General features: G+C 65.2%; 14 protein-coding genes and 1 pseudogene. 9 read left to right on the top strand and 6 right to left on the bottom strand.

The genetic code is table 11. From position 1 onward, the window contains the following. The first annotated feature begins 230 nt into the window (after window positions 1–230). The 7 genes and pseudogenes from ACIRC0_RS34300 to ACIRC0_RS34270 all read left to right on the top strand — a co-directional run bounded on the left by ACIRC0_RS34300 (window position 231) and on the right by ACIRC0_RS34270 (window position 6,446). A complete protein-coding gene (locus ACIRC0_RS34300) occupies window positions 231–560 on the top strand; it encodes a hypothetical protein (RefSeq protein ID WP_403624308.1) in 330 nt (109 codons plus the stop codon). Next, window positions 560–1,804 (top strand): putative T7SS-secreted protein, encoded by a 1,245-nt coding sequence (locus tag ACIRC0_RS34295; RefSeq protein ID WP_403624305.1) that lies wholly within the window; start codon window positions 560–562, stop codon window positions 1,802–1,804. The genes ACIRC0_RS34300 and ACIRC0_RS34295 overlap by 1 nt, the downstream gene beginning before the upstream one ends. Window positions 1,805–1,846: 42 nt before the next feature. Beyond that, entirely contained in the window at window positions 1,847–2,542 is a 696-nt protein-coding gene (locus tag ACIRC0_RS34290; RefSeq protein WP_403624302.1) for a hypothetical protein, read from the top strand. A 34-nt stretch (window positions 2,543–2,576) separates the two neighbouring features. Beyond that, window positions 2,577–3,233, top strand: a complete 657-nt coding sequence (locus ACIRC0_RS34285; protein ID WP_403624299.1) for a hypothetical protein — start codon at window positions 2,577–2,579, stop codon at window positions 3,231–3,233. Window positions 3,234–3,504: 271 nt separating this feature from the next. Further along, entirely contained in the window at window positions 3,505–4,149 is a 645-nt protein-coding gene (locus ACIRC0_RS34280) for a hypothetical protein (protein ID WP_403624296.1), read from the top strand. Between the two features lie 114 nt (window positions 4,150–4,263). Then, window positions 4,264–4,983, top strand: a pseudogene (locus tag ACIRC0_RS34275) (IS256 family transposase); the annotation flags it as partial. Window positions 4,984–5,855: 872 nt separating this feature from the next. Next, window positions 5,856–6,446 carry a hypothetical protein gene (locus ACIRC0_RS34270; protein WP_403624293.1) on the top strand — a complete coding sequence of 197 codons (591 nt, stop codon included), beginning with the start codon at window positions 5,856–5,858 and terminating at the stop codon, window positions 6,444–6,446. 6 nt (window positions 6,447–6,452) lie between these two features. Here ACIRC0_RS34270 and ACIRC0_RS34265 read toward each other — a convergent pair whose 3' ends face one another. Then, window positions 6,453–7,193, bottom strand: a complete 741-nt coding sequence (locus tag ACIRC0_RS34265; RefSeq protein WP_403624290.1) for a hypothetical protein — start codon at window positions 7,191–7,193, stop codon at window positions 6,453–6,455. Window positions 7,194–7,215: 22 nt separating this feature from the next. Beyond that, window positions 7,216–7,533 (bottom strand): hypothetical protein, encoded by a 318-nt coding sequence (locus tag ACIRC0_RS34260; RefSeq protein ID WP_403624287.1) that lies wholly within the window; start codon window positions 7,531–7,533, stop codon window positions 7,216–7,218. Window positions 7,534–7,618: 85 nt separating this feature from the next. On the opposite strand from ACIRC0_RS34260, the gene ACIRC0_RS34255 reads away from it, so the two are divergent. Continuing rightward, window positions 7,619–8,017, top strand: a complete 399-nt coding sequence (locus ACIRC0_RS34255) for a hypothetical protein (protein ID WP_366029582.1) — start codon at window positions 7,619–7,621, stop codon at window positions 8,015–8,017. A 250-nt stretch (window positions 8,018–8,267) separates the two neighbouring features. Here the strand turns inward: ACIRC0_RS34255 and ACIRC0_RS34250 are convergent, their stop codons facing one another. The 4 genes from ACIRC0_RS34250 to ACIRC0_RS34235 form a co-directional block, all read right to left on the bottom strand. Further along, window positions 8,268–8,549, bottom strand: coding sequence for a hypothetical protein (locus ACIRC0_RS34250; RefSeq protein ID WP_403624285.1), 282 nt, complete (start codon window positions 8,547–8,549; stop codon window positions 8,268–8,270). 544 nt (window positions 8,550–9,093) lie between these two features. Further along, window positions 9,094–10,371, bottom strand: coding sequence for a hypothetical protein (locus ACIRC0_RS34245; protein ID WP_403624282.1), 1,278 nt, complete (start codon window positions 10,369–10,371; stop codon window positions 9,094–9,096). Window positions 10,372–10,534: 163 nt separating this feature from the next. Then, on the bottom strand, window positions 10,535–11,125 hold the full coding sequence (locus ACIRC0_RS34240; RefSeq protein ID WP_403624279.1) for a hypothetical protein: 591 nt from the start codon (window positions 11,123–11,125) through the stop codon (window positions 10,535–10,537). Between the two features lie 29 nt (window positions 11,126–11,154). Further along, window positions 11,155–11,658 (bottom strand): hypothetical protein, encoded by a 504-nt coding sequence (locus tag ACIRC0_RS34235; protein ID WP_403624276.1) that lies wholly within the window; start codon window positions 11,656–11,658, stop codon window positions 11,155–11,157. 206 nt (window positions 11,659–11,864) lie between these two features. Between ACIRC0_RS34235 and ACIRC0_RS34230 the strand changes: the two genes are divergently transcribed. Continuing rightward, the gene (locus tag ACIRC0_RS34230) at window positions 11,865–12,191 is read left to right on the top strand and encodes a WXG100 family type VII secretion target (protein WP_403624273.1); all 327 of its coding nucleotides are present in this window, start codon (window positions 11,865–11,867) and stop codon (window positions 12,189–12,191) included. The last annotated feature ends 2 nt before the right edge of the window (window positions 12,192–12,193 follow it).

Genomic DNA, 12,193 nt, shown 5'->3' with positions numbered 1-12,193 from the left:
CCGATACGAGGTGCGCTTACGACGGACGGACTCCCAGTCATGGTCCACGTCTCGTGCCGGCGGCGATTTCGTGACATTACTGTGGCCGTTCATTTTCCGTGAGCTCCAGGGACATGGGGACTCCGTACGGAAAGCCTAGTCAGTGCGTGTATGGTGCCAAGAGGGGGGCGGGTGACCAACTGAGTTTCCGGGCCCAATGTGAACAGAGGCGAACGGGGAGAAACAGGTAGATGGGGGATTACTTCAAGACCGACATCGGGCAACTCGACCAGTTCCTGACGAATCTTGAGAGATGCGTTGACGAGCTGAACGAGGCGCGGTCCGCCCTTGAGCACGCGCGTGCCGATCAGATCGGCACCGCCCGACTCGACGAGGCCTGCGACAAGTTCCAGGAAGAGTGGAAGTACGGGGCCGACAAAACCAAGGAAATGATCGACGCGATCAAAGAGGGTGTGAAGTCCAACAAGAAGGGCTACGAAGAGGTCGAGGAAGCCTTGGAGAAGGCCTTCAAGCAGATCGCGGACAAGAGCACCTCAGGTGGCGACGGGGGCGGTAAGTAATGGCCGCGAACCCGTACTCCAATATCGGCTGGAACCCGGTACCGGGTATCCCCGCCGAGGTTACGAAGCTGCAGCAGAGGGTGGCCGCGGCAGCGACGGCGCTGGAGAACACGCACCGGCAGCTGACGAAGCTCACCGGCGAGAGCAGCTACTGGGAGGGCGACGCGGCGGAGAAGTTCCGCGAGTCCCTCGAGGGCGACCTGCCGAAATACATCAAGGACGCCGCCTCGTCCCTGCGTGCTGCTGCAAGCCAACTGCACAAGTGGGAAGGTCACCTGACCTCCAATCGAGAGCTGGCCAAGAAGTACGACGCGGAGGCGGCCGAGAAGAAGGCCGCGGCCGACAAGGCCAAGACCGCATACGACCAGGCCGCCCAGCACCCAGACCTGAAGCTGGCAAACCAGACCTTCCCCTCCCAAGAGCAGGCCGACGCCGCGACCGCTCGGCTGCGCTCCGCTGAGCGTGAGCTCAACGAGGCGAGCACCGCACTCACGAAGGCCAACAGCGAGTACGAGTCGCTCAACCGCAAAGTCAAGGAGCTGGAGGCCCACCACACCAGTGAGGCCGAAACTATCGCCAAGGCTTTGGACGGCTCGGCGAAGAAGGCCCCTGATGAGCCTGGCTTCTGGGAGAAGGTCGGTGACGTACTCAAGTCGGTCGGCGAGTTCCTTGCGGAGCACGCCGGCACCATCGGTGCTATTGCCGGTCTCCTCGCCCTATTTCCCGCCCTGACCCCGATCATGGCACCCATCGCACTTGCGGCGAGCGCGGTGTCCATGAGTAAGAACCTCCTTGACGATGAGTTCCGCAAGAACTTGATGTTCCAAGGCAGTGCAATGGAGATCTTCTCCGCCTATGCGTCTTTGGCCGGTGACACGGTCGGCATGATCCCAGGTGGGAAAGCGTTGGGCCTTGCGGCCAAGGAGGGCTTCGAAGGCGCGACCGACGGAGCCAACATCGCTTCGAAGACCTGGTCCGGCATAAAGGGCGGGTTCTCGGGCATCGGTCGCTCGGCGCTGGACGAGGCCAATGATGCTTGGCGGCTTGCCGGTGAATCCACCAAGGGCTCCGTGCTGCTGATGACGGACATCCATGTTAACGGCCTTAACGTGGCCGCGAACGCAGTCTCCTCTGCGGAGAGCCTTGGCGTCGTGGGCAAGGACGGCACCGAACACAACGCCGCCGAGGGCACGAAGGCCGCCGCAACGGCACACGGCATCGCAGGGTTGTTGGGATTCCTGTGAGCGGCCAGGCAAGAGTGAAGGCATCGCATGACCGTGAGTGAAGTGACCACCGAAGCGCAGGGCACCCGCAAGCCGTCCTTCTGGTATGGGCTACCCGTGGGATACGTGTCCTTGGACCTCAATCCGCCGACCGAGCGGCTCATGGACGTCGTCAACCAGCTCCGTGGGCTGCCCGAACAAGAACGGGACGAGGCAGACCGTGCCCTACGCCTGTATGCCGGCATCGTCAACCTGCTGAACACCAACCGGGTGCAGGAGTGCGCACTCGGGGTTCATCCTGACGACTCAGGTGGTTTCACGACGTCGGTGTTCACCGTGTCGACGATGTTGACGGCCGGCAACAGCGCGAAGCTCGTGGTGGCTGGCCTTGCGGGCAGCGCAACGGGCGGCCGGGATGAAGGCATGCGTCCGCTGGAGTTGCCCTGCGGTGTCGGTTTCCTCTCCGAGAAGCGGTCGCCCGCCCCGCGGTCGTCTCGGCGGCCGGAGGCGAGCGAAGCAGCGCCGACTCACATCTGGCAGGGCACCATCGCGGTAGCTGCACCGAGCGCCCCTGAACTCATCGTGCTCCAGATGGTGACACCGGATCTCGACGCCGTCGACGCCTATCGGGACATACTGCTCGGGATCGCCCGCACCCTGACTTTCAGCGATCCGTCGCGAGCCGCGGCCGACGATGAGGGCAAGGAACCAAAGACGCTGACCGGCGCCGCCGCAGCCATGCGGAACGACTTCGGATAGCGTCAGCCGGCTAAGGCGGACTGCAGGAGAACTAATGCCGAACAACACGCAACGTGTCCGAGAACCGGGAACATTGGACACCGACGCGCTGCGACGGAAGTTGACCCGCCAGGTGTGGTGGACCGGTATCCGCAACGGCGGGATCTACGCGATTATGGCGTTCGGGGGACCAGCACTGGGTGCTGCTCTGACTCGCGCCGGCCTGTCCTGGGTGTTCATCGTCATGGGGCCGATCACCCTCGTAGGTATTGTCGGCTTCTTCGCCACGCTCGGCAGCATCCCGGTCGCCATCACGGTCACGCGCAGCTGCCGTAAGGCGCTCGCGCAGTACTCCTTCGACGCGTTCTGGCCGCAGATCACCAAGGTGGACGGCGCCCAGGCGACCAAGGGCCGCCCGAAGAACATGACGCTCGCGCTGCGCACCGGAGAGTGCCAGGAGTCACCACTGATGCGGATGATCCCGGTCCCCCGGCGTGTCCCCTGGCGCAACCCCTGGCCAAAAGGCATCGAGAGGGGCGTGTACGTCGCGGGGGACCTGCCCTTCGGTGCGGTCGGCTACGTGCCGGGCTCCGCAGCGTTTTTCATCATGCAACCCGAGGACTGGGAAACGGCTGCGCAGGACCGCAAGCTGGCGGCCCCCGACCGCGTCACCCGGGCTCAGGACGCCGGCCTCACGAGAAGGATCATCTAGCTTTCCAGGACTGACTCCGCACTCGGGGAAGAAGCCGACTGCAAGGAGAGGCAGGGCACCGAACCTCCGCGCACACCGGACGGATGGCGCCGACCCAGCCGTGGGTCCGGTTTGTAGGAGGTGTCGTGGGCCTTGCGTGCTTCGGCGTCAGTGCTGACTCCATCGCCAAGGCGAGGAGAAGAACCTGTCGCACACAAGCGAGCGACAGCTGCGGGCCGATGCGTCGAGAATGACTTCGGTTAGCCGATTCCTGCACATGGAAGGAGACGAGTTGTCGGAGAGCCGTCCGAGCGCAATGACACCCGCTACCGTAGATGTCGAGCAGGTAATGAAGGACAATTACCTCGCCCTGGCCAAGCTTCTCGCTTCGCGTCTGGCTGTTGTCGCCGTCCTGGTCATCGTGCCAATGGCCGTGAACAGGGCAGGGGCTTCGGCCTCCTTTTTCCTCACGCTGCCTCTCGTTGCAGCGATGTTCGTATTCATTCTCACGGCTTACCGTCTCTGGGCCGGTGTCCGCCTGGTCCAATGTCGGAAGGTACTGAGTCACTACCCTCTTGAGTTCCACACGCGTGTGGTCAAGAAGAGCTCGCACTGGACCGAGTACGGCAATGTATTTGAGGTCAAGATCTCTACGCGGGGTGAGCATGGAGCCCCGCTGATGAAGGCGATCAATGCAGCAGGACCTCGCCGTTGGCCGGAGGGGACGCAGAATGGGGCCTGGGTCGCGGGGGACCTCGCTTTCGGGGGCGTGATGATCGTGCCGGGCAGTAACGCGATGCTATTTCTGAATCCAGCTGATTGGGACAAGTTGGCCCCCAGGCGTGAGCAGGCCGGCGCAGAGCGTGTCGCGCGAGCGGAACAAGCGGGGATCAGTAAACGGAATTGGAGGAAACCAGTACTGCTGTGGGGCGGATAGCGTACGCGGAATCGGTGCTTGTGCCCACAGCGCCCAAAAATCCGTAACCAGAAATGAGTGACGAGGACTTCCGGTTGATGAGGCATGCGGAAGCGACTTTTACGCCTGACGACCAAGCTCCGCAGCGGCAGTTATTTCCCTCACTGGCTGCTGGAGCGCCGCCGACGGGCCGAGCAGGCTCTCATCAGCGTGGTCGCCACCGCCTATCTGCTGGGCGTGTCCATCCGCCGGGTCGAGAAACTCGCCGAGTCCCTCGGAGTGACCCAGCTGTCGAAGTCCCAGGTCTCGGCGATGGCCCGGCACCTGGACGAGCAGGTCCCGGCGTTCCGCAACCGGCCCCTGGATGCCGGGCCGTATGCGTTTGTCCGGGTGGACGCGCTGACCCAGAAGGTCCGCGAGGGCGGCCGGATCATCAACGTCCACGCATTGATCGCGGTCGGCGTCAACGCCGACGGGCACCGCGAGATCCTCGGCCTGGACGTCGCCTCCAGCGAGGACGGCGCGGGCTGGCTCGCCTTCCTGCGCTCACTGATCGCCCGCGGCCTGAGCGGCGTCCAGCTCGTCGTCTCCGACGCCCACGCCGGCCTGGTGGATGCGATCGGCGCGGTGTTGCCCGGCGCCTCGTGGCAGCGCTGCCGAACCCACTACACGAGGAACTTGCTGAGCCAGGTTCCGAAATCGGCCCAGCCCTGGGTGGCCACGCTAGCCGAGCAGAACGACGAGTGGACCGAGGCCCGCCGCTACATGGGACTCGACCTGCTGGCCAAGGCCCGCCTCCACCCGATCGAGTCAGATACCGACGAGACCGTCCTGCCCACCGAACTCACCGCATAGCCTCAAAACGAGATCGCCGAGTGGCCGTCGATACACCACTCCAGCGGACGTGACCTCGACCTCTACCGGTGAGCCTTTTGATGCAATGCGGGAACAGAGCTCGTCGGTCGGCAGAGGATGGTCCCAACGTCCCTGGCCTCCTTGAAGACTGCCGGGGCCCCGTCACCCGAAGAACCTCACCAGCAGGCTGACGACAAGCCCGACCACCCTCGCCAGGACCGGTTGGCAGATGCGGAGAGCCCTGGCTCCGCGCCCGGGTGGAGGAGAAGCCGGTGACCGTGCCGATGGAGCCGATGTGAGAAGGGGCAGGGCACCGAAGCGCCACGAACACCGGCGACAAGGTGCACCTGGCGGCTCGGGACGGCACACCGAGGACCAAGAACGTGCCGATGGAGCAGGGGCTGTGGATGACGGGTCTGGTCGCTGCCGGCGGGGGATTGGTGTCCCTGGTCGGCGGTGTGCTATTTGCAACGTGGGGTCGGCGCAAGCGCTCGGGCGCGGCGGCTGGCATGCCCCAGCCTCAGGGGGCTTTCCCGGGCTGAACTCTCGGCCGAATAGCAAGCTCCTGGTGGGCGGAAGTCCGTACTCGGCCTTCCGCCAACGGGGGTTCTTGCGTTCTTGTCGCGGCCAACCGGCCTGCAACGGCTGTAGGTCCAGCCTGGAGGCACAGGACTTGGTGCTTGTCTGTCCGACCCCGACTTCATCTCCACGTGGGCAGCCACACCCGGCCCGCCCACCGGGGCCGGGGTCCTGGTTTACTTGCTGTATGAGGGAGCGCTACACGGTCGGTGCAGTGTGAAGTCGGTGCCGAGGGACGGCATGAGGTTTGACCGTGAACTGGTCGAGAAGTACGACATGGGAGAGGGCGCGTAGTGACGCAGCCGGAATTGACGCCGCTCGCACCAGTGACGACGCTGCCCCAACCTGGCGTCATGGGCCGTGCTCTCGGGGGACTGTTCTTCGTTGTCGCTCTGGTGATCTTCGGGGTCGGGCTGTACAACGCGTCCCACGCGGCCGGCGTCGTCGGCACCCATGGCACTCTGACCGTGGAGCGATGTTGGGTCAAACAAGGTAGCCGCAACTCCAGCGACACCACGGTATGCGGGGGGACCTTCAGGTCCGACGACGGCAAGGTCGTCGACGATCAGGCGAGCATCCGGGCCAAGATGAAACCGGGTAGCAAGGTTTCCGTGCAGCAGGCTGGGGGCTGGTACGTAAAGGTCGGCTTCGGTGAGACGACCCGGTGGATCGCCGTGTTCTTCCTGGGCTGGCTTGTCGCGGCGTTCGGCATGGCGTTCGCAGCCACAGGCATGTTTCCCCGGAGCGGGATGCAAGTGGCCCTGATCACCCGGGCGGTATCGGGAACCAGGGTCGGCATGCTGCGAAAGTGGTTCGTTCGGGGAGGCCTCGCCGGTGCTGGTGTCTGCCTCCTCCTGACGCTGCTGGCCTGGCTTCTGAGCTGAGGGTGGCTACACCGCGGGATTGTCATAGCTCTTCCCTGGCTCGGGAAAGCTGTTCAGGGCGACGCTGAGCCTGCCGACCACCAATCCGCTGGCGGTCGTGGCCACATCCACGGCTTGCTGGGCAGCACTGTAGGCCTCGGTGATACGTCCCCACGTTTTGATCATCTCGGCGATTTCCAGAGCAGCGGCCGCATAGCCCACGACGGCTCCCACACCCGTCTCGGCCAGCAGTGTGCCCGCCGCGAGTTCGACCTCCGCGATGATTGCTTCGTCCGCTAGTTGTTCAAGCAGGCCCTTGATGAGATCTGCGCCCCTGGCCACAGCGAGGCCGACCTCCTTGTAAGCGCTCTGAAGCTCCTCCAGGTCCCCGTCCAAGGAGTCGATCTTCTTCGCCAGCTCGTTGAAGTAGACGTAGGCGGCATCGGCCGCGTTGCCGTTCCACGTCGCATCCAGCTCTCTGTTGCCGGACTTCAGGTTCGTTGCTACGTCCTTGGCGAGCTTTCCCGTGTTTGCCCACATCTCGCCGCACTTGACGTACGACTCCCAGTCACCGGTGAACCAGGCGATGGCCTCTTCCAAAGGATTGAAGCCGAAGACGAACTCAATCGTCGAGAGCGCCCATTCGCTGGGACTGAGGAAATCGCTCACCGTGCTGACGGTGTCACCGACAATTCCCTTGGAGAACTCCTCAGGCTGGCTGGGTGCCTTAAGGTTGTCGACAGGTTCGACAGCGTCCGTGAAGCTCATGTGAGTGGGGTCTCCAGGTGCGTCAGCGCTTGCTCGGCGGGTACGTGGCGTCGAGCTTTGACGCCTGGTCCTGATCGGTTGTGCGGTAGTACTCTGCGGACTTCGACAGCTCCTTTGCGCTGGCAGTCAGGAGGCCGTGGAGTCGAGTGACCACGTCGTTGACCCCGTCCATTGCCTGCGAATGCATGCCGGTCGCCCATAGGAACAGCCCCTGCCCGGTGACTGCACCCATATCGCCGTACTTCTTGATGTACTCCTGCGCCTGATGCACGTCTTCAGCTGCACGCTCCACCTGGCGGCTGTACCCATCAAGATCGTCCGGCTTGACCTCGAACGCCATTCCTCACCCCGTCACCATGCTTCCGGTCTACAGCCGCCAGCTACTCTAGCGCTGTCCAGGAACCCGCACGTGAGGAGCAGTGTGCATGGATGAACGCGAGGTCGGAGACGAGGAATTCCTCGACATCGCCAAGGATCCGGCTCGGGCCCGGGCGTTGCGCAAGTCGCTGCAGAAGCTCGCGGGTAGCGGAGACGAAACCTTGCGGGAGATGGCCCGCGAAGTACTGGCCGGCAGGGTTGGGTTGCGCCAAGCGATGCGGACGGGAGCCTACCGGGAGGCGCTGCACGAGAGGGCCACGCTGGGAAAGCGTGCGTATGAGCAGATGAGTGCTGAAGAACGCCGCGCTGCAGAAGCCGAGGGCCAGCGGCAATTGGACGAGTACCAGAAGGAGATCGACCGGGAGCAGGCTGAGCGGCAGGGGGAGCGGGGGACGGGCAAGAAGGGGACAGCAGCTCGACATCATAGCCGTGGCTGGCAGCTGTGAAGCGTTCTGGGGCAGGTGCGGGGCTCCCACCCATTGCGATCCACTCGTTGTCACGGAGCAGCCGCGCCCGCGGGTGGACTCCGCCGAGCGGTGTTCCGTCGACCGAACTGGCGCCAAAGGCGGGCGTAAAGCCGTCGAGTTAGCCGAAGCCGGAGCCCGAGCACAACCGGTACTCGCTCGGGGCGGCTGTACGACTGAGCGCCGGGCCGTTCGCCCCGCACCGCCTCCCGGTCCCATCCACGGGGTTGGGTCAGGGGTCACAGGTGCCCGACTGGCTCGCGCACTGCCAGCCGGAGAAGCCGTCCTGGGGATGGTCGATGTCATGGTCGAGCCTGATGAACCCGTAGGCCACGACCACGGTGCACGCGGCGGCGGCCAGTGCCGCCAACCACAGTACGACCCGTAGTACCGGCGTCACGGATCGGCGGCGGCCGGGGTTCGGCTCGGTTGCCCGGTCGCCGTCGCGGTCCAGGTCCAGGTCCAGGTCCAGGTCCCGGCGAGCGTCGCTGCTGGGGGTGTGCCGACCGGTCATGTGCACGACGTTATCTCGTCGGACGTGCCGACGGCCTCCAAGTCCCAGCCCGTGCCGTCGGTGTTCAGGTAGGCGATGCCAGCCTGCTCCAAGTTCATGCCGGGGCTGGCCCCCAGCCTCCGGTCGCGTCGGCGCGGAGCTCGTCGGCGTGGGCCAGTTGTAACTGGAGGTGTCAGCGACATCTCCCTGAACCTCTCCGCGGCCGGGCCACGTACCCGCGCCGGGACGGAGCACATCACCGGGCGCGGGGAGGCTGTTGGGGGACGGCCGGCGCGGGACGCAGTCGGAGGACGGCCCCCATCGCGCGGCGGCAAGTGGAGCTGGACCGCGACTCGGAGGCCGCCGCCGATCTGGGCAGGCAGCAGCCGCGCCGGCAGTGGTCGGTGTGAGCGTGCCCTGTCGACTTCTGCAGCCGCCGGCAGGCGGCAGGCTGCAGAGGCCGATCGAGATCCAGCAGCTGATCGCGGGCTCCGCTCGGCGGAACCCGCCTGCTCCCTGTCCAGAGGCGACCGCCGCGATTGCTTCGGCCGCCCCCCCAACGCGGCTACGAACCGTCTGCGTGGACCGCGTAGACGTACCGCTTGCCGACGTACTCGCTGAGGTTCCAGATGACGGACTCGCTGTAGGCCCAGCCGGACGCGCCACTGCTGTGGTAGCTGAGATCCTCGCAGCCGATGGCCAGGTCACAGACGGTGGTCGCGGTCGAGTCGCCGGAGCTGAAGGTGCGCAGCGAACCCTTCGTGGACGGACCGGCGCTCGTCGAGAGGTAGTGCTTGCTGTTGCGCGACACCACTCCCTGAATCTTCTGCTGGGCGACGGTGACGGCTTCGGACGCGGTGAGAGAGGCGATCTGCCGGTTGGTGTAGTCGAGGTTCCAGCGGACCACCTTGGGCGTGGTCGTACCGGGACCCGTGCCGTTGAAGGTGCCGTCCGTGTAGTCGACGGTTCCGGACAGGGAGTACTCGCTCACCACCAGGCTGTCGGGGCTGCTGGCCCGGTCGAGTCCGATCGTGGTGTAGCGCAGGTACTTCCCCGCGTTGTCGTAGGCGTGGCTCTGCGGCAGGACGTACTGGTATCCGTAGCCGTAGTAGGACCCGTCGGTGTGCAGTCCGCACACCTCCGTTTGAGTGGTGGCGACCTTGAAGAGGGTGTTCAGGTCGAACACCCTCAACCCCTTGTAGGTGTCGACGACATAGAGCAGGTTGCCGTACCACATGATGCCGCCGGCGTGCTTGCGGATGGGGTTGAAGGAGTACTCCCCGGTGCCGGTCATGACCGGCTCGACCAGAAGGACGTGCCGGTACGTCGGTGTGCCGGCGGTGGTGTAGTCGACGAACGTCAGCCGCAGGCCCTTGTCGAGCGCGTACTCGTCGACGCCGTCGTCATCGGGGTCTGTCTCGAAGTACCAGGAGACGAGGACGACCCTGTTGGTGCCGCCTGCCGGGTAGACCCCGTTGCCGTAGGCGTCGGCGCTGGTCGTGACGCCTTGCGGGATCCAGTAGTCCACCGCCTGGTCGGCGCTGTCCCAGGCGAACCCGGTCGCGAACGCCTCGACGGTGCTGGGGGCGCTCGTGAGGTGGGTGGCGTTGCGGTTGGTGTCGGCGATGACGGCCGTCGCGTCCACCTTGGGCAGCTTGGTCGCCAGACCGGCGGTCAGATCGGCGAACTCGCCGTAAGTGTTGGAGGATCGGCTGCTGAGGCTGAACTGTCCCGCGTCGATGGTGGCCGCTTCGGCGACGGTGGGGGCCGTCAGGCTGCCGGCCGCTGCGACGAACGGGGCGGTGGCCAGCCCCTTGAGGATCGTTCTCCGTGTGATGGTCATGAGGCGGAAAACTATGCACAATTGATCAAGCAGTACAACCCGGCTTGCCCCGCTGGTGAACACCGTCGGCATGGCCGGCGGAGAAGAAGGGGCCATCCCCGCATGCGCGGGGGACCGCCTCAGAAGGTTGGGTGGACGACAGACGCCCGCCGGGGGGCCTCCGTCACGTGAAGAACGTCACCAGCAGGCTGACGGCGAACCCGACAACGCCCACCGCGACCAGTACGACGGTGGTGCGCAACAGGGCCTGGCTCGCCGTCTGCCCGGAGGAGAAGCCGGTGACGGTGCCGAGGAGGCCGGCGGCGAGGGGGATCAGGGCGCCGAACCACCATGCGCAGCCGACGGCGATGGCGCCGACCCAACCGTGGTCCAGTTCGTAGGAGGTGTCGCCGGTCTTGCGGGCCTCGAGGACGTGGCCGCGCTGGTACAGGGCGTCGCTCTTGAGTTCGGCGTTGAGGTCCTTGACGCTGCCGTCGTCGGCGGTGAAGGTGCCGTAGCACCACCTGGTCCTGGTCTTCTTGCGTGAACTGCTCGACGTGCCCGACGTGCCCCGGTACTTGTAGTCGACGGTGCAGGTCTCGACGGTGAGCTTGCCCGGTGTGGACGTGGCGTAGGTGTAGGGGCCGAGGAAGGCGCCGAGGGCCAGCAGGACGAGGCCCACGAGGATCAGGCCCGCACCGATGAGGCGGCCGAGGCGCATCCGGTCTCCGGATACGGCGGCATTCGACGCGGCGTTCCCGTGTACTTGGGTCATTGGGGGTTCCTCAGGATGGGATGCGGGCGTCACAGGGCGAGTGAGCATACGAGCGCTGCCAGGACGCCCAGGGCGAAGACGCCGCCCAGGACGGGGCCGGTCACGGTCGCGGCCGGCAGGCTCTGCCAGGAGGCCGTGAAACCGGGGCCGTTGCGTGTGCCGAAGCCGGTGAGGAGGCAGTAGCTGCCGAATGCCAGCAAGGAGAGGCAGAACGCGAGAATCGCGGCGTCTTTTCCGGGGTCCCGGTTCTGCGGCTGCTCGAAGGTGTCGTCCACTTGTACAACGGGGATTTTCGCCCCGGTCTCGAAACGCGACGAAGTCTGCACCACCACGTCCTGGTAGGTCGCCCCACCGTGTTCTGCTGTCCAGGTTCCGGTGCAACTGAACTTGAGTTCCGTAGTACGCCTGTGCGTGCCGTAGTGGGTCTTCGTGTGCGCTTCGCATGAAGAAACGGTGAGGGTCCCGTCGGTGCCCTCGCCCGCGAGTTCGCTGCGGAGCTCCGGAATGGTCAACGCGGCGACGACCACGGCCACGACGAGCAGTCCCAACCCGAGGAGTCTTCCCGCCCACAGGCTCCCTGTACTGCTGTAACGCGGCTGTGCTGTCAGCACTGTCGGTTCCCCCCGGGCGACTTGACGATCTCTTGACTGACGGGCTGGCTGGGTCGTGCGCGAGGAGTCTAAGGTATCGGCCTGTCGTGCAATACGAACAGTTGCAACGGGGAGTCCGGGGGAGAGCGATGGAGTTCGACACCTTTGACGTTGACACGGCCGTGCTCCGGAAGCAGGGGCAGAACTTCGTCGACCTCGGGGGTGATTTCTCGAAAGCCTCCAAAGGGCTTCAGGACACCCTCGAAGGGTTGGGAGAGCCGTGGGAGGACGCGGACTTCGGGGAGCTTTTCGGCCAGGTCTACACGCCGATTCGCGACGGAATCCTCACATCGATGGACAGCCTTGCGAAACGGCTCCAGCAGATCGGCCACAACCTGCAGGACATGGCACGTGACTACGACGGATCGGACGCGTCGAACAGCGACCTGCTGAACGGAATTTCCGGCCGCATCTAAAA

The organism is Streptomyces sp. NPDC093984 (assembly GCF_044764595.1).
In the GTDB taxonomy this organism is placed as follows: Bacteria; Actinomycetota; Actinomycetes; order Streptomycetales; family Streptomycetaceae; genus Streptomyces; species Streptomyces cynarae.
Note: the sequence above shows the minus strand (reverse complement) of the source record. Positions and strands in the feature narration are given on the sequence as shown.